The 18049-nt window shown below is 63.5% G+C and carries 12 protein-coding genes; 2 read left to right on the top strand and 10 right to left on the bottom strand.

All coding sequences use genetic code 11. From position 1 onward, the window contains the following. Positions 1–214 precede the first annotated feature (214 nt). On the bottom strand, positions 215–1366 hold the full coding sequence (locus V5E97_RS00205) for a Gfo/Idh/MocA family protein (protein WP_406697231.1): 1152 nt from the start codon (positions 1364–1366) through the stop codon (positions 215–217). A 214-nt stretch (positions 1367–1580) separates the two neighbouring features. Here V5E97_RS00205 and ribF point away from each other — a divergent pair, with 214 nt between their 5' ends. Beyond that, positions 1581–2510 (top strand): riboflavin biosynthesis protein RibF, encoded by a 930-nt coding sequence (ribF, locus tag V5E97_RS00200; RefSeq protein WP_406697230.1) that lies wholly within the window; start codon positions 1581–1583, stop codon positions 2508–2510. Between the two features lie 111 nt (positions 2511–2621). Here ribF and V5E97_RS00195 read toward each other — a convergent pair whose 3' ends face one another. The 5 genes from V5E97_RS00195 to V5E97_RS00175 form a co-directional block, all read right to left on the bottom strand. Continuing rightward, positions 2622–3593, bottom strand: coding sequence for a hypothetical protein (locus V5E97_RS00195; protein WP_406697229.1), 972 nt, complete (start codon positions 3591–3593; stop codon positions 2622–2624). Positions 3594–3678: 85 nt separating this feature from the next. Then, positions 3679–4017, bottom strand: coding sequence for a hypothetical protein (locus V5E97_RS00190; RefSeq protein ID WP_406697228.1), 339 nt, complete (start codon positions 4015–4017; stop codon positions 3679–3681). A 59-nt stretch (positions 4018–4076) separates the two neighbouring features. Then, entirely contained in the window at positions 4077–4403 is a 327-nt protein-coding gene (locus V5E97_RS00185) for a hypothetical protein (protein WP_406697227.1), read from the bottom strand. 105 nt (positions 4404–4508) lie between these two features. Next, a complete protein-coding gene (locus tag V5E97_RS00180; protein WP_406697226.1) occupies positions 4509–6338 on the bottom strand; it encodes a serine/threonine-protein kinase in 1830 nt (609 codons plus the stop codon). After that, positions 6335–6958: an ECF-type sigma factor gene (locus tag V5E97_RS00175; RefSeq protein WP_406697225.1), complete on the bottom strand. Its 624-nt coding sequence runs from the start codon at positions 6956–6958 to the stop codon at positions 6335–6337. The genes V5E97_RS00180 and V5E97_RS00175 overlap by 4 nt, the downstream gene beginning before the upstream one ends. Positions 6959–7585: 627 nt before the next feature. Between V5E97_RS00175 and V5E97_RS00170 the strand changes: the two genes are divergently transcribed. After that, positions 7586–13141, top strand: a complete 5556-nt coding sequence (locus tag V5E97_RS00170; protein ID WP_406697224.1) for a tetratricopeptide repeat protein — start codon at positions 7586–7588, stop codon at positions 13139–13141. A gap of 94 nt (positions 13142–13235) precedes the next feature. On the opposite strand, the gene V5E97_RS00165 is transcribed toward V5E97_RS00170, so the two are convergent. From V5E97_RS00165 to V5E97_RS00150, 4 genes are all read right to left on the bottom strand, one after another. Beyond that, positions 13236–14369, bottom strand: a complete 1134-nt coding sequence (locus tag V5E97_RS00165; protein WP_406697223.1) for a hypothetical protein — start codon at positions 14367–14369, stop codon at positions 13236–13238. 339 nt (positions 14370–14708) lie between these two features. Next, the gene (locus tag V5E97_RS00160) at positions 14709–15269 is read right to left on the bottom strand and encodes a hypothetical protein (RefSeq protein ID WP_406697222.1); all 561 of its coding nucleotides are present in this window, start codon (positions 15267–15269) and stop codon (positions 14709–14711) included. A 217-nt stretch (positions 15270–15486) separates the two neighbouring features. Continuing rightward, positions 15487–15876, bottom strand: a complete 390-nt coding sequence (locus V5E97_RS00155) for a type II toxin-antitoxin system PemK/MazF family toxin (RefSeq protein WP_406697221.1) — start codon at positions 15874–15876, stop codon at positions 15487–15489. A gap of 158 nt (positions 15877–16034) precedes the next feature. Then, positions 16035–17828, bottom strand: coding sequence for a sulfatase-like hydrolase/transferase (locus tag V5E97_RS00150; RefSeq protein ID WP_406697220.1), 1794 nt, complete (start codon positions 17826–17828; stop codon positions 16035–16037). Between the last annotated feature and the right edge of the window lie 221 nt (positions 17829–18049).

The raw sequence follows: 18049 nt of genomic DNA, 5'->3' as shown, positions 1-18049 counted from the left end.
TGATGCCAAGGCCGATTGCGTTGACGTCGAGAGAAACGGGTTCGGCGAAGCTTACTTGCAGTAGCAATGCCAGCCAGGCCGTAATTGCCTCGGCTTCGGCGTATCCATTGCTTGAAGCCGATTATTCACAGTCTCGGACGGTGAAGTCCAAGTCCCCGGCAGTGTCCCCGCGGCGGCCGACAAGTCCTGAGCCGCTGAACACGAACCGACTTGCTCAGCGTTCTGGGGATTCCGCCGTCGTCGGCTTCGATTCTCGGACCGCGAAGCGCAACGACTGCATGAGCATGAAGAGGACCAGGAGCGGCGGGATCGCATAGGCGATGTAGAGGGTCCAGTTCCAGCCCAGGGCCGGCCCCGCGAGGGCGGCGGGTAAGGCGACCATGATCCCGAGCAGGAGCATGCAGCCGGTCGAGGTCATGACGCTCTTGAAGTTGCCGGCTTCGCTGATTTCCTCGTAGTGGAGGTCGACGGTCCGCCCGCGCCTCAGGCTGCGGGCGGTGGCCTCGGCCAGTTCCATGGCCCGGGTGCCGTCGAGCAGGTTCGGGCGAGCGTCACTCCCTGCCATCGATTGCTCGAGAACTGCCAGGATCGCGACGTGCGGATCCCAAGGCACGAGTTCGGTCACGCTCTGCTCCCCGCCCGAGGTGCGGCGAATCAGGCGTGCCTGTTTTTTGAATGTAGGTTCATATTCCAGGGTGAGCGATCCTTGGTCGCCCGAGACGATCAGCCGCGCCGGTTCGGCCGGGCCGGCCACGATTCGGACCTCGGCGCGGCGTGCCTCGGGGCCGCGAAGCTGGACGACGAGGCTCTGGTCGGGGCGTTGGCCGGGGGGATCGCCGGTGCCGGTCACGGCCTCGACTTCGCCGAGTAGGGACCGGACCAGGTCGACGATTCGCGAGAAGAGGTGGCGGGTGAGATCGCCGTCGCCAGGCTCGGCCGACGATTCGTGGCGGATTCCTCGAAAGGCGCCGAGATCGCCGTCCGCAAGGGCGCGGCGGAGCACCGTGACCCCGGGATGGAGCCGCGCGGGGAGGTCGGGAACCAGGACCGCGCCAGTCTCCGCGCGGCTGAGGGCGACCTGGTAGTAGGCCTCGGAGTCGTCGCCCGGAGGATGGAGGCAGATGGCGGGGAGCCCGACCGCGGCGACCCGGCGGAGCCATTCGACCCGGACTTCGTGGTCGCCCCCCACGAGCACGGCCTCGACTCCTGCCATTGCGAGCGCGTCGTCGAAGTCGCGTGGCCGGGGCACGTCCGTGAGATCGTCGAAGCCGGGGTAGGCGGCCCGGACTTGATGAGCGGCCTCGCGCTCGATGGCCATGGCCCAGGCATGTTCCTCGACGCCATCTCCCAAGATCAGAAAGTTCATCGTTTCGCGTGCATCCGCTGGGAACCTTTGGATCGCCGCCTCGGTCTGATGGTCCCTATCATAGCCAAGGCGTCTCGAGGATGACATGGGCCGAGCCACGCGGGATTGACCGCACTGCTCAGGCGCGGTGATAATGGCTAGGCCCGGACACGGCGGTCACCGTATCGCATGCGAGCTTGTGTCCGAACTGCTATTCGACAGAGGATTTGTGTCGGTGATCACGCTCGAGAACTTCGCCGAGGTCGCCACGCGGTTTCGAGGCGCCTACCTCGCGGTCGGTAATTTCGACGGCGTGCATCGTGGCCACCTGCATCTGCTCCGTCAGCTGCGTGCCAAGGCCGAGGCCGCCGGGGCCGACGCCATCGCCCTGACCTTCGATCCCCACCCTGTTGCCCTCCTCCGGCCCGAGCAAGCGCCGGTCCCACTCGTCTGGACCGAACGCAAGGTCGCGCTTCTGAAAGAAGCAGGGGCTCATGAGGTCGGTGTCTTCAAGACCGGCCCTTGGCTACTGGGGCTGACGGCCCGCGAGTTCTTCGACTGCGTGATTGTCGGCCAGTTCGGGGCGCGAGGGATGGTCGAAGGTCCGAACTTCGCCTTCGGCCGCGATCGAGGCGGAGATGCGGCGCTGCTGGCGAGTTGGTGCGAATCGGCGGGCCTCGACTTTTCGATGGCGGGGTCGACCAAGGTCGACAACCAGCTCGTCTCCTCATCACGAATCCGACGCTGTCTCCACGAAGGGCGTGCCGATGAAGCGGCCCACCTCCTGGGACGTCCCCATCGGATCCGAGGATTCGTGACCCATGGCGCGGGCCGAGGTGCCGGACTCGGGTTTCCGACGGCCAACCTCGATCGCGTCGATACCCTCATCCCCGCCGACGGCGTCTACGCCGCCCTGGCCCACCTCGAAGGCCAGTCGAAAACCTACCCGGTCGCTTGCCATATCGGACCTAACGTCACGTTCGGCGAGCAGATCCGCAAGGTCGAGGCCCACCTCATCGACTTCGATGGCGATCTCTACGGCCAGACCATCGAACTCGACATCCTCCAGCAACTCCGTTCCACTCGCCCGTTCGCCAACCTCGACGAACTGCTCACCCAGATCCGGGCCGACGTCGAGCAGACGCGGCTCATCTGTGGGGCATAGACGGCCCTCGCGACGCATTGACTGAAGGGCGAGCAAGGGAGACCCGTTTTTTCAACGATCCGCGACCGAGCGAAAGCACCGAGGATTCTTGTGATCGGCCGGGCCGGAAATTCATCGCGATTCTCGCTCAGTCGCGGATCGTGGGATGAAATCGAGCTCCTGCAACCGGTGATCGCTAAATCGGTTCGACCAGAGTTCATACTTTGTCGGCAGGATCGATGCGGAGATGAGGCACTGGTCGATCGCATAGAGCGGGCCGACGACTGGCCAGGTGGCCGACCAGCCCTGGCCGGCGACGTCGTACGCATGCGCAAATCCATCCGGCAACGGACAGAGCGAACGCGAGCGGCGAGGGGCGTTGAAGTCGCCCGCGACCAGGTCGGGATGGTGTTGCTTCATCAATGACACCAGACGCCGCAAGTGGGGATCGCGCGCGACGAGGAGGTTGGAAGTGGCGTCGACCGCGAAGATCTTGAGGGGCTGGCCTCCGTCTTCCCAAGTCACGGAGTTGACCTTGAGGTTCTTCTCGTTCACCAACTCGGTTGGGTCGAGCAATTGGCCGGTCGCGATGACCGCCATCGAACCCATCCGAACGGCCACGTGGTAAGGGCCCAATCGCGCGGCGAGCTTCGTCAGGTCGTAGGGGAGCGGGACCTCGGAGAGGACGTAGATTGTAGCTCGGCGCCGCACGAGCTCTTGCTCAACTCCCGCCAGTCCCCAGACGCCATAGGCGATGTTCCAGTGCACCAGTCGAACCGATGGACCGGCGGAAGCCTCGGCGAGCGGTCGGCTCCAATGGTTTTCCACGAAGCCGACCATGAGCGTCGGCGCCAGTGTCATAAGCCCCAGCAAGGTCGAGATCCGGCCGTTTTTCCGGTATCCCAGTACCGATGCCGCCACGAGGCCGACCGCGGCCATCACGGGGGACGGGATGTAAAAGCAGAGACCGGTCAGCCAGAATCGGTCACGCGCGACTTGCCCAACCAGCCAGAGCGACCAGAGAATTGCGAACGAGGCAAAGCCCCACTCGACGCGGCGGACTGAGGGCTTCGACTCCGCCTGCAAGCTGGGATCGTCGGTCACGGATACTCCCCGAACCCATTCGAATCGGTTGGTTGTTCGTGTGGCGCAAGCATCGATAACAAGGAACCGGCCGACTTGTCGCGGCTCATCCGCGGAGCAGGATACGGAGCAGGATCAGGACCATGAGTCCCACGATCCATGCGAGCCGCATGTTCATCGACTGGTTGACGGTCACGAGTCGTTCGATCGAGGCTTGCAGAGCCTTCAAGTCCGTTTCCGCCATGATGCCGGCGTGGGCGGGACCCTCGACCTGCCCTTGCTTCGCCTCACCCGGGGCAGCGGCCAAGTCGGTTTCCACGACCAGGGCCGGCGGCGCGATGGGGACGTCGACCAACCGCCGGCATTTCGGGCATTTGATCGAGAGCCCCGCGTGCTCGTCCTGGACCTTGAACCGCCACTTGCAAATGCAGACAACCTCGATCATGAGCGATTCCGTCGGGGTGAAGTTCCCAGCGCGTGGCCGTTGCGATTCATTGTTGGGCCTTATTCAGGCGAAGACAGGTTGGTCGGCATCGCTGGCAGGTCGAGCGGAGGAGCATCTTCTCCCTTGAGTTCCGCGAGGATGTTGATGGTGCTGCCGAGGATCGTGTGATGTCCCTTGACGATGCCGAAGAGCGTTTCCAGATTCTCTCGATCTTCGAGCACGACCTTCGCCATCGAGCGTGAGGAGTTGATCTCGGCCCGGAGCAACGCGTGCAGGCCGCGGACGACATTCCATAGGGTGCGAACCGTATGCTCGGTGATCGGATAGTCTTCGGGGAGTTCCGGAAGCTCGGGCATCTCGGGGAGTTCGGGGAAATCGAAGGCCATGGCTCTCCCTTTCCTGAGCAGGGATTCGGCAACGAGATCGGCAGGTCCATAGGCTTGCTTGATCGCGTGGGACGTCGTCGACGATGTTAGCACGGGGCGCTGCGGTCAGGTCAATGGCCGGTGCTCATAGTAGTGGCTCAGGGCCCACATGCGTTTGACCTGGCGGGCGACGACGAAACCGGTCACCGCAAGCGCCGCCATGAAGATGTTGGGGTACTGCGCCCGGCTCGCCGCCAGGTTTGGGCTGGGATGCTGCCATTGATCGAGGAAGAGGACCAGGAAGCCAATTTCGGCAAGCACGGTGGTGAACCAGACCAGCCGGGCCCGCGACCAGAGGCCCGAGGCAGCGATCAGGAGCGGGTAGCCGACGAGCAGCGTGCTCTGGAATGCGTCGAGGACTTTGAGCAGGACCGTCACGAGCGTAATATCCGTGGCCGCCCAGATCAGCAGCACCGTCTCCGGCTTGAACCCGCGACGCATAAGCATTTGATAAATGGCGGAGGCGACGGCCCAGAGGGCCAGGGTGGCCATGACCATCAAATGCACCGAGAGGTTCGGTCGCGCAGTGTTGTGGTAGTTGAACTGCGTGAGCGCGGCGATCAGGCCGAGGCCGCCGAGACGGGAGACCAGTTCGGGCTCGCGGCGGGTCCAGCGGCGCAGTCTCTGCCAGGCTCCGTCCCCTTCCACATCCTCACCGCGCAAGAATCGTTCGAGATCGTCCGCGAGCTCGGCCGCCGAGGCGTAGCGGTCGCGAGGGGCCTTCTCCAGGCAACGGAGGCAGATCTTCTCGAGCCCGGAAGGCACGCCGGCCCGAATCTGGCTCGGCGGCGGTGGTTCCCGCTCCAGGACGAGCACCACCGTTTCCATCACCGTCGAGGCGCGGAACGGCGGGCCGTCGGTCAGCAGCTCGTAGAGGATCGCGCCCAGTCCGTACACGTCGGCGGCCGGGGTCAACTCGCGACGCACGCCCGAGGCCTGCTCGGGTGCCATGTACGACGGGGTTCCCATGATCGCCCCCGAGACGGTCAGGTGGCTGTCCTCCTCGACCCGGCGAGCAAGGCCGAAGTCGGTGACGTGCGGCTGATTCCTGGCGTCGAGCAAGATATTGGCCGGCTTCAGGTCGCAATGGAGGAACCCTTGGCGGTGGGCATGGTCCACGGCCCGGGCCACCGTGGCGAGCAGTCGCGCCGCCGCGTGGGGTTCTTCACAGAATCGGGGAATCTGGCGGGCCAGACTGCTCCCTTCGACCAGCCTCATCGTGAAGTAGTGCCGCCCCTGGTGCTCACCGACTTCGTAGATCGGCACGATGTTCGGATGATCGAGGTTGGCCGCCAGCTCGGCCTCCAGGTGGAACCGTTCCATCTCGCTCGGCGAGGCAAACTCCCCCGACAAGATCATCTTGAGCGCGACCAGCCGCTTGAGGCTCTTCTGACGAGCCTTGTAGACGACCCCCATGCCCCCTCGCGCGATCTCCTCGAGCAGTTCATAGTCGCCGAATTCCCCGATCAAAGGCCTCGCGGCCGTCGGGAAGGACCGAGCCGACACCGGGGAGGCGAAGATCGTCGCTTCCTGGTTCAGAGCGGAGTCGTCGTCGGTTCGCACCCGATGCGTGACGGTCGCCCCGCGACGGTCGGTGTTGGCCCGTCCGAAAACCTCGTCGATCACCCGAGTGAAGCTGGGGAACCGCTTGTGATATTCCAAGGCAGTGACGGACTCCCCCCTGCCCTGGCGGAGTTCCAACTCCAAGGGGAGCAGCTCGATCAGCAGGGCCGCTCGCTCGGATTCGGGAATCCGATGGAGTTCGCCTTCCACACTCGGGCAATCGCCGGCCCGCCAGGCGGTCTCGAACCGCTCACAGGCCGCGTGGATGCGGCGGGCCTGGGAGAGGGAGGCGGGACTGGAACCAAGCACCTCGGGACGGTCGCCGGCCGTCATTCGCTCTCCTCCTCTGACCAGATTTTGCGGATCAGGTCGAGCCGGCGTGCCACGGTCCGGCGCGCGCAGCCGAGCCGCTCGGCGATCTCGTCGTTGGTGTAGCCCTCCATCCGATCGAGGGCCACCTGGCGAAGTGAGTCGTCGTCCAGCGCGTCGAGCAAGCGTTGGTACTCCTCGGCGAACATGGCGGCAAATTCCGGCGTCGGCTCAGTACCGGCGAGGAAGTCGAACCCGGCCGCCGCCTCGTGGGCCAGATCGCCCGGCAGCGCTGACTCATCAAGGACCTTGCCCCCTCCTCGCTTCTGACGAGTCCGCCGCTGCACCTGAGCGCACGCCTTGCGGGCCGTGATGACGACGAGCAGTCGCCAGAGGTCATCGCGATCACTGAGGAGGGGAAATCGCCCCTTGGCCGCCCCGTCGCAAAAGCTTTGGAAAGCGCTCAGGGCCGCGTCTTCCTCGTCCTCGATCCCGGGCGGCCGATGTGTGGCACGCAACTTCGCCCGCGCAAGCTGCACGAGCCGCCCAAAATACCGTTCCCAGAGCGGCTGGGCGGCCGCGACGTCCCCCGCCTTCAAGTCGCCGATCCAGTGCGTGACCGATCCCTGCTTTTCCGACGACACCGTAACCTCTGCCGCCCCAGGCCGATGTGATGAGGAATCGGATGATGACGAGGATCCATTGTACCGGACTCGTCTCCGGAAGAACGGTCTTCTTCCATTTTGCCCCGAGCCTGCTCAGACCAACACGGGCAGCGATTCGAGGGTCGAACGGGAAACGAGGAGCCATTCTCAACGGACGTAGCCGTAAGTTTATACGCAAGTCAGGATCTGGGCAGGGTTTCCCGTGGCGGGGGCATCGCCCGCTCTGCGATGGTGTTGAGGACAGGCTTGCCCCCCTGGCTTGGAGCGGTTCACGGAGGAGTCGCCCCAGGCGGAGTCATCGGGAACGTCAATTCCCTGGCTTCGGCTGGCTTCATGCTCGATCGAACCTAATGAGAGTGAGCACAAAATGAGATGCCATTGAGCCAGGCCCTCGGGGAGGACTGGGTGGCGAAACCGGTTTTTCTTGTGCAATCGGCCTGTTCGGACCCTCGTCCTGAACTTTTTCTGAGGAGTCGCGGCACGATCCGTGGCCATTCGAGCAGAGGCTGATTGTCACAATCGTGATCGGCGCTCATATTCGGGCGGCGGATGTTGCAGGGAAGCGAGAGAAACGAAGGTCATCCGTTCCGCCAGAGGGGGCCGCACTTGTTGGACGAGACTGAAAAGGCCGAGCCATCGTTGAACTCAAGGGCGGCGGGGGAACTGGCGTCGATCGCCTACCTGCTCGCAAGCCTGGAGTCGATGCACGCCAGAAATCTGATTTCGGCCGAAGCTTATGCGACGGTCGTCGCGGAAACGGTCGCGCGGCGGACCGAGATCGAGCGGGCCGGTCGGGTTTCGGCGGCAACCGTCGTCGACGCGCCCGTGGAAATCCCGCTGGCGGAAGAAGCCACGTTCGAAGTGGCCGCGGTGGAAGAAACGCTCGAGCCGGTTCAGGCGGCCCTGAAACGGGGCGACGATCGGACGGTCATCGCGCTCTGCGGCCCTTGGCTTGAACGACACCCCGACCACCCTGAAGCCATGGTCTTGCTCGCCTTCTCGTTGCGGCGGGTCGGCCGGCTCGATGAGGCCTTGGGCCTTTATCGCCGATTGAGCCTCCTGCAACCGCAAAATGAGGTCTGGGCGCAGTGGGTTCGGGCTCTTGAGGAGCGTCTGCCGGCGGCCCCGCATGGGCTCTTGCCTGCGAAGGTACGCCTAGAGCCTGAACAAGTGCTCGAGTCTACGAAGGAACGCGTTGAGCCTGAAGATGAACCCGCCCCCGAGCCCGCTCGGCCGACCTTTTCCTGGTCGAGCGTCGCGGGGGAGTTTCTCGAGGAGCACTGGCAGAAGTTGATCCTCTGCCTGGCGGTCCTCTTGATCGTGGTCAGCTCGACGGTGGGAGCACATCTGTTGCTCGGCCCCCGACTCTGGTCGCCGGTCGGCAAGTGTTCGTTGGCGTTGGTTTACACGTTGATGTTCGCCGCGTTTGGCGCGGGCCTGGTGCGCTGGGGGGCCGAGCGCGCGGGGCGGATGATGCTCATGACGACCCTGATCGTCGTCCCGGTCAATTTCATGCTCGCGGGCGAGATGCGGCTCTTGATCGCTCCCAGTCTTTCGCGTTTGGTCGTGCTGGGACTCGACGTCACCGCGCTCTTTTTTGTGACCAGGCTGGTGGCTCGTGCCCTGGCCTGGCGAAGTGGGGCGACCTTTCTTGCCGTGGCCCTCGTGGCCCTGAGCGCCTGCGACGCGGCCACGGCGCAGGGCGTCTCTTATGCGTGGGGCGTCTCCGCGTTCCTCATCCCTCCCTGGCTCTTCCTGGCGAGTGTCTGGTGGCTGAATACGCGGTATCAGGCCGAGAGTGATGAGGAGCATCGTGAGTTTGCTTACTTCTCACTGGGACTGCTGACCTTCGCGTTCCTATCCGGGTTGCTCCGCACCGCCGCCGTCATGAAACCGGGGCTGCACCCGTGCCTGTTCGCCGTGCCGGTGATGCTCACGGCGATCGCGTTCGTTCACACGGCCTATCACCAGGCTCGGTATGAAAAGGATCGGCGGCGAATCCTGCTCATGCGGTTCGGCGGCCTGATTCTCTCCGCCTTGGCCTTTTCCTTGGCTCTGTCCCGGCCTCCTGGCCTTTCGTCGCTCTACAGCGGGAACATCCTGGCGACCGCCCTGCTGGGGCTGGGGCTTTATGGGGCCTCGCTCCGCACTTATCGCCATCCGGCCTATCTCTATTTCGCGTTTGGAGCTCTCTTTCTGGGGTATTTCGGCGCATTCTACTTTGTCGTCGACCTGGTCCATTCGGTCGAGGATCTCGCTCGCCAGGTGTTGGGCTATCGCCAGAAGCTCCCGTTCCCGTTCAAGGCGCTCAACGGCCTGGTGTTCAACAGCCTGCTCGCACTGCTGGCACTTCGGTTCTCGAGGCGCTGGAACGACGAGCGGCTTGCCAGGCACTGCCACTATCTGGGCGTTCCGCTCTCGATCGCCGCATGCGTCCTGAGTGCCTTTGAGCCCAAGGCGGCGGTCCTCTGCATGTCTGGCTACTCGATCCTTTATGCGATCGCGATCCCGCTCTTCGCCGAGCCGAGGGGAGTGTACCTCGCCTGCTCGGCGCTCGCCGGAGCGCTCTTGTTCGGGTCGATGCTCATACCGGGGATCACCTTGGGGACCAGGGCCCTGGGCGCGATCGCACTCGGCTTCACGATGTGGGTGACGGGACGCGTCAGCCAGAGTCGGCGGGTTCCCGTCGCGTATCGCACCCCTTTGATCCACGTGGCCCTGATTCTCGCCGTGGCGGCGATGGTCGCGGCGAGCGTCTCGGTCTTCCCCCCCGCGCCTGCCACGGTCGCGGCTACCTCGACGTTCCTGATCGCCGCCTGCCTGTGTGCCCTCCTCGTCGCCGACTTGCCCTACCTGTTCCTGGTCTATCTCACGATTGCGGGGCTTCTTGGAGCCTCATGGGGATCGCTGAGGCTCGTAACTGGATTTCGGGCCTGGTTCTCCCCTCCGTATGGCGTGGTGACCGCGGCCCTGGCACTGATTTTGATGTCGGGTCTTGAAGGGATGAGGAGGAGGACGTCGATCCGTTCGCGAGTCTTTCTCACAGGATTACCCGACGCCGCGCTGCTTGTCGTCTTCCTCGCCCTGGTGATGGCGGCGGGGGGAGGGCTCAGTCAGACGGTGGCGGCCGCTGCGACGATGGCGATGGGCGGCGTGGCCTGGCTCTGGCTGACCCGGTTTCGCCGCGAGGTGGCTCTCGTCTACCTTGGCATCGGCCTCGTGGTCACTTCGCAACTGGTGCTCGGCTGGGGACGGGTGGCCTGGACCGATCCGGGGATCGGGCTGGGGGCCCTGGCCCTGATTGCCGCGGCGTCGGCGCTGGCCCTCTGGAGGATCGGGTACGTCGTGCGTCGTGAGGGAGGCGACGATTTTTACGCCATCCCGTGCTCGACGATGGCCCTCGGGATGACGGCAGTTGTTTTCATCCTTGCATTCCTCGCGCGATTCGTTTCACGCGACGCTTATCCCGCGAGCGCAGTGGCGTTGCTGGCGAACAGCCTCGTCTTGATTCTCCTCACCGCGACCTGGCGGTCGCCCGGTTTGACCTACGCTTCGGTCGGTTCTTTGGTCTCCGCGACCTACTTGACCCTCTTCAGCGTTGGCCGGTCCGACCCGTCGAAAGCCTATATTCTCGGACTGGTGGCGGTTATCGAGGGCCTTGGGTTCTGGCGGATCGGGTGGCTTGCGTTTCGGTCCGGTCGGTTCGAGAGTATTCGGGTTTATGCCCGGCCGCTCTTTATGTCTTCACTGCTATTGACCGTGCTGGCGATCCCGGCGTCACTCTCGTCGTCGGTGGCGATGTCGTTGATCGCTCTCTCCTTTTTGCTGATGGTCAAGAGCTTCCCCGCGCCGGGCTGGCTTTATGCCGTTCTCGGTTCGCTCTTTTGCGTGCTCAACCTGACGGTGCTCCCTCACCTATCGGGCGAGCAGCAGTTGATGGGCGCCGTGCTCGGGGCATTTGCATTCTGGGGGATCGGAGTCCTCTTGCAGCACGCTGGGCCGACGCTCTGCCGGCGGCTACAACTCCCTCGGTTGGCCTTCGAGTTTCCTTTTTTTAATGTTGCCGTGATTTGTGGATGTGTGGCTGCCACACTCGTCGTCTTGCCGGTGGTTGAGCTCGAACTGCCCTGGTCGGCTCACGCCTGGGTGCCATTGAGTCTCTCGATTTTCTGCCTCTTGATGATCAAGGCATATCACGAATCCGCGTGGATTCACGCGTTTGCGGCGCTTGCCTCGACGGGTTATTTCATGGCCGTGGACCCCCTGATCACGATGCCGGGCGGCTGGTTGTTGGCCGGAATGCTGCTGGCTGTCTTCTGGTTGGTTCTGGGCCGCGACCTCAAGAGGCTCGAGCCCTTGATCTGCCAACGGGTCGGGATCGAGGAGGTCGGCTCCGACTTCGTCGTCGAACTCTGGTCATTCCTCGCCTTCGCGATCGCAGGCAGCCTGCTTGGGGTGTTGGTTGGGCTCGCGACCCTTGCCTGGGTCTTTGTCGGAGATGTCCCTTCCACCATCATGGCGGAGGCAGGATGGAGTCGCGTCGGACCTGCGCTCCTGCTGGCCTGGGTCTACCTCATGGGCCAGGGAGCTCGGTTCGGCGAGAACCGTGTGATTGGGATCTACGCGGTTCTGACGCTCCTCCTCTGGTGGCTCGGAATTTCCCCGGTCCTCGTCACGGAGTCAGGGCGCTTCACCAACCTGATCCCGCTGCTGACCGCCACGCTGGGCCTGGCAATCGTCCTCTTCGACACGAGAGGTGAGGTGGGAGTCAACGTCTCGACGCGTCGGGTCAACCTCGCGGATCGAGCGGGATTCCTCCTCACCCTGATCGCCTGTGCGTTCACTCGGGGAGAGCTCACTTTCACGACGACGATCGGAACTCTCCTGTTGGCGACCCTGACACTGGGCAGCCAGGCGATTCTTCGGCAACGGGTCGCGTCGGCCTTTGTCGGGGGCCTCACCTGGTGCGTCTTTTGCTCGCTCCTGGTGTTTCAGATCGGCCGTCCGCGCTGGATTTCCGGCGAAACTCCGTGGTCGTTCGATTTCGCCCTGGGCACGATCGTGGCGATTCTCGCTCTCTGGGCGCTCGCAAGCCGGTTGCGGATCACCGGCTTTGCGTTGAAGACGGGGGCCGGTGCGCCCCGTGGCCGGGTCATTCTCGCTCTCGAGCAGGTGGCACTGCTCGGATCGTTCTGGGCGGTGGCATCGATCGCGACGCTGACGCTGAGGGTAAGCGCCGCTGATCTTGGCCGCGGCGAGGCGTTGGTAGGGGTTGGGATCCTGATGGTCGCCGCCGGGTTCGACGTGCTGGCGGCCCGCCGCTGGAATGCGGAATGGCTCATCTATGCTGCGCAGGCGACGCTGCTGGGGGCCTACTTCAATTATCGGTACTATTTCCCCGTCTCCGTCGCGACCGATGCGGCGGTGCTCACGCTGCTCGGCTATCTCGACCTGGGACTCTCCGAGGTCATGCAGCGTCTCAGAATGAACCTCTACGCCCGGCCCACCCTGTATGTGTCGCTTGTGCTGCCGCTGATCCCGCCGGCCATGGCGATCCTGGACGGTCGCCTGGATGAACTCAGCTTGTTCCTCCTCTTCACCACGGCGGCCTTTTACGGTGTGGCCTGCTACACGAGGCAGTGGAAGTCGCTCGGCTACGCGGCCGCGGTCCTGCTCAACGCCCTGCTCTGGATCGCCTGGTCTCGGGTTGGCTGGCAGTTGGCCGACCATCCCCAACTCTACTTGATCCCGGTCGGCCTGTCGGCCATCCTGTTCGCCGAGGTGAACCGCCGCGAGTTCGGCAATGACATCGTCAACGCGATCCGAGGGATCGGCCTGACCTTGGTCTATGCCTCACTGGCACTGCCCATCTGGCAGTTTCAAAGCTTCGGCGCCTGGCTCATGCTTCTGCTCCTCTCCCTCGTCGGGATCTTCGTCGGCATCGGCCTCCGGATTCAGACGTTCCTCTGGCTCGGCCTGGTCGGCTTCGTCCTCGATGTCGTCTACCAGGTCGGCCGTGTGAGCGCGGAGAACGCCCTGGCACGCTGGGGCGTGATGCTCTCCCTCGGAATTCTCCTGATCCTCTTCGTCGCGCTCAATGAAAAGAAGCGAATCGTGGCGACGATGAGACAGTTCTACGATCAGGCCAGACAGTGGGAGTGAGCACGCGCAGGGGCGATCGAGCGAGAACGGACCGTGGCCCTTTTCACTCGATCGCTGCCCATGCTCAGGCTCATGCTCAGGAGTGAGGCCAGCCTTAATTGTGGCTGTTTCGAAAGGCCCAGGCGATCTCGCGTTTGATCGCACCTGGGTTGGCCTTCGATGAACTGAGCAGCAAGTGTTTCAGGACGTGGTTCGCGACCGGGAAACAACCATCACTCTTGTTGTAGTGATAATAATAGTTCGGGGTCGTATTCACTTCGATGACGACCCCTCCCGAATCGGCGAGTGGCACGGTTGGGTCGCGTGTAATGATGTCGATGCCGGCAAGCCGGACGTGAAGCGCCTGGGCCGCGCGTGCGCCTGCGTCGATGATCGAGGGGCAGAGCTGTTCGGTCGCGGTCGAGTTGTCGTCGCCGCGATTCTCGTTCACGACGATTTTGAGTGTGACCACCTGCCCGGCGGCGGGGACCGAACGAAGCGAGAGCCCCTGGTTGGCCAGGGTTCGCCGCATGTCGAAATCGATCGTCAGGAGCACCTGGGATACCCCGGATCCTTGTGCGAGCCGTTCGGCGTTGGCCTTATGGACGAGCCCGGTGATCGACGACTGGCCGTCGCCGACGACGCTGGGGAGTTTTCGGACGAATGCGTCGAGCAGGACGCCGTCGAGGTAGAGGAGCCGATAGTTGTCCCCTTGAACCTGCTGCTCGATCATCAACTCATCATCATAGACCGCGGCCACGGCCGCCGCGCGTGCCAGGTGGGATGCGCTCCGGATGCCAGTCGTGATTCCGCGTCCCCCGCCGGTGCCGCTGGCCGGCTTGACCACGCACATGCCGCCGACGGACGCGAGAAAGTCGCCGGCCCGGTCGATCGTCTTGAGCTTGAATCCAAGATGCGGAGGGGTCGGCAGCCCACTCTCATTGAGCAGACGGTACGAGAGCAACTTGTTGAGGGCGATCGCAATCGTCACGGGGTCGTCGATCGAACAGGTATTCTCAATCGTCCGGACGAGAGCGTCGTTGAGAGTGATGTCGGCGATTCCGTACCCAAGCGGGTGGTATGTCGCGCCGAGTTGCTCCGCGGCCTCGCGCCAGATCCGATCGTAAAACGCGTCGAGGTGCTTCCCTGCCCGCTTTCGCCGTGGGTCGCGAAAACGTAGGTACGCCTTCGCCATCGCGAGAAAGTGGAGCGCTTCGAGCGTCGGCCGAGAATACCAGAGACTCTGCATCGTTGAATCCTGTCGATCGAGGGCCGCCATGGACCCGTCCGCGTCGCCGGGTGAAGGATCACTTCGCCGATCGACCGCCCTGGTTATCGAGGACCGTCACGCCGTCCCCGGTCCCTCAATGTCGTTCAATGCACGCATTCGGTTCAAGTGAGGATTCGCGGATGTTGAGCAAAAACGACTATCGGGTCAACAGGTGCGGATATTGGTTGGGTTGTGTGCGGGCGGTAGCCGTTCCCTAACACCTGAATGTCAAACGGGAACGGCGCATTTTCAATGGAGCGTGCCCTGGTCTTCGCTCGAGGCCGTTCCGCGACTCCACGACGCTGGTCCATCCGAGACTTATGGGTGGGGCCGAGGATACGGGTAAGGGGTGGGGTAAGTGGGAGACGAGGGGCCATAATCGGTCCCCGACGAGCCGCCGACAGGACTTCCAAAGGAGTAGCGTTTAGTCGATCGCGCCGGATTATAGCCCGAGATGGACGGGTGCATCAATCGTCCGAAGTTAGTGGGCCGATAGACTTCGTTCGAGAGGGCCCGGCGGTAGCGTTCCACGACAATTTGCTTCTCCTGTTCGATCTTCTCGAGCAGGACCGCTTGCTCGTCCTTGCCGGCCCCTTGCGCTATGGAGAACTCTTTCAGAAACGCTTTATGGTCAGGGAATCGGGACTGGATGAGCTCGAGCCAGCGGCCGACCGTCTGGGGATCGAACTGCTTCTTGCCAAGGTCGTAGATTTGATACCGGAACGTCGAGACCGGTTGATTTCGGTCATACCAGAAGGCGACCTTGTATTCCGACCGCGCCGCCGACTCTCCCGGTTTTGAGACCTGGTTCTGTGCCAGGACAGGCGAGGTCACCAAGGCTTGGGCGAGTAGAAGGCCGACCGTCGTGAATCGCAACATGGCTCTGCCTCCCGTCATTTTTAGGATTTCCACGAGTCCGATTATGTTGATTTTACACGATCAGGAACGCGGGAGGATACGGGCTGCCGCCTCGATTCTTGCAGGAGGGTGATGGATGTTGCGTGATGATTATATTTGTATTTATGCTTATTTGTATCAGAATGGTATTGTGCTAGGTGATCGCGGAAAATGCGGAAATTCATTGAGGAATCGTTCGCTACCGCTCGAAGAACGACGCCTGCTGGAATCGCAGGCCGTCCAGAATCTGCTCCACCCGCGTGTCGGACAGCGTCCCGATCCGATCGCCCAAGCGGGCCTTGTCGACCGAGGAGACCTGCGCCACGACCACGACGCTCTGCTTGGGAAGGTTTGCCTCGCCCGCATCGAGCAGGACATTCCCCGGCTCGCTTGCCCGGTGTAAGTTCGACGTCAATCCGCACACGACCACGGTCGTGATGCGCGAGTGGTTGAAAACGTCGTCCTGAACCACCACTCGGGGATGAGAGTAGTCCGGGGCGGGCATTTGCGCGTCATCCGGCCCTATCCAGAACACGTCGCCGCGGTTAATCCTCGCTGAACGTGTGCCCGTTGGCTCTCCTCTGTTCATTTTTATGTCCGCTCGCTTTTCTTTCCAGCGATCCCCAAGTGGTGCATCCGTCAATCGCGTTGACGTTAAGGAAAAAGTCTCCCGGCCGGCCTGGCCGTGCGACTGGCCCTCCGGAGATTGAGAACTTGCCGGATGTAATATCGAATAATAAATAATGCTTAGGGTGAGAGGGTCACTTCCCGCAGGTCCATGACCGCAGGGCCCGGCTTACTGATCGCGCGGACCTCGAACTGGTAGCGGCCGGAGCGAGGGAGGGTGATCTGACCCAGGGATTGGGGCACAAACTGCTGGAATCCGCCGGTGACCGGGACGTTGAGCTTGAGCCGTTGATCCTCCACCCGGAACTCGACAGCGCTTCCGCCGCTGCCCTCGCCGCAGCCGATCAGGGCCTGAACCGCAAACGTACCAGGCTTCGTGACCTCAAACTCCCAGGACGCCCAGTCGTCGACGCGGACCCAATAGCCCAGGGTATTCTTGTGCGGAAGTGGCTCGAATCGGAGCATCGTACCATGGACCTCGGCTGTGCTTGCCGGGAGCCGGATCGTACCGTTCGAGAGTTGAGCGTTGGGGGCGTAGGCTGGGTTGGGAGTCGGCATCTGGGCATCGACACCCTTCCGCCAAGCCGCGAGCTTCGCCGCCAACTCGACGACTTTCTCCGGCCGTGTTTCGGCGAGGTTGGTCGACTCTCTGAGGTCGCGCCCCAGGTCGAAGAGCTCGCGACGGCCGGTCTGGTAGTCCTCGACGAGCTTCAAGTCTCCGTCTCGGATGGCTCCCCCGGGCCGACCGCCCTGATTACTGTAGTGCGGGTAGTGCCAGAAGAGGGGACGTGAGACAAGTGGCTTCCCCTCGGTCAAGAGCGAAGCGAGGCTCACGCCGTCGCCCGCGATCGGCCCGGAAAGACCGCAGAGGGACTTCACGGTCAAGGGGAGGTCGGCCGCCCACACGGGCGTATCTTCAATCCCGCGTGGCACGCGACCAGCCCAGCGCACGATCAAGGGGACGCGTAAACCGCCTTCATAGAGGTAGCCCTTCCCTTCGCGGAGTGGGGCGTTGTTCGTCGCCGGCGTGTTCGGACCCTCGAGCGTCGCGAGGCCTCCATTGTCACTCGTGAAGATGATGAGCGTGTTGTCGGTCAGCCCGAGCGCCTCGACCTTGGAGACAATCCGGCCGACGCTTTCGTCGAGACTTTCGAGCATCGCCGCATACAACGGGTTTTCCTGACGTCCGTGTGGAGTGCCGTCCCACCGCGGATACTTGGCCACCAGGGTTTCCTTCGCCTTCATCGGAGTGTGGACGGCGTAGTGCGGCATGTAGAGGAAAAAGGGCCGCGCGCGGTTGGCCTCGAGGAACCGCTCGGCCTCGTCGGTGAGGCGGTCCGTGAGCGACTGACCGTCGGGAGCGTCGCCCAGGCCGGGCATGACGCGGCCCTGTCGGCTGAACGGTGCGAAGTAGCTCAGCGGCGAACCTGTGGAGTCGCCGGCGATATTGAGGTCGAACCCCTGGCGCGTGGGCTCGAAGCCTGCGCCGCCCAGGTGCCACTTGCCCACATGGGCCGTGGTGTAGCCGGCCGCGTGGAGTGACTCGGCAAGCGTTTCCTCCTCAAGGGGCAGATCCTGTCGGATCAGCGGCCGCGCGAGCTTCTGGGCGGGAAGGTCGCGTCGGCCGGGGAGCCAATCGGTCAGATGGAGCCGCGCGGGGTGCTTGCCAGTCATCAGCGCGGCCCGAGTGGGCGAGCAGACGGGGCTCGCCGCATAGGCCTGGGTGAACCGGCGTCCCTCCGCGGCGAGCTTGTCGAGGTGCGGACTCCGGTGGAACCGACTCCCGTAACAGCCCAGGTCCGCCCAGCCCAGGTCATCGGCCACGATGAGGATCACGTTGGGACGTTCCTGGCGCGCATGGACAGGGAGTGCCGAGGCAAGCCACAAGCCGAGGATCAGGATTCGTCTCTGCATCGTTTGTACCGCGGGAGAATGGGTGGGCCCTCTTGCCTCTCTGATGATGCCCCAGCCGCTCTCGCGGTTCAAGTGACCGGGTTGCGCTGCGTTACCGCTCCATCCCACCCGGGAGCCGAGACGCCTGCCGAGTCGTCGTATGATTCGGGTAGGGCATCTCGCCAATTAGGTCTGAATCAAGACACGACGTGGATTGCCGTGCCCAGCCGGAGCTCAGATTT

Source organism: Singulisphaera photorubra (genome assembly GCF_045290345.1).
In the GTDB taxonomy this organism is placed as follows: domain Bacteria; phylum Planctomycetota; class Planctomycetia; order Isosphaerales; family Isosphaeraceae; genus Singulisphaera.
Note: the sequence above shows the minus strand (reverse complement) of the source record. Positions and strands in the feature narration are given on the sequence as shown.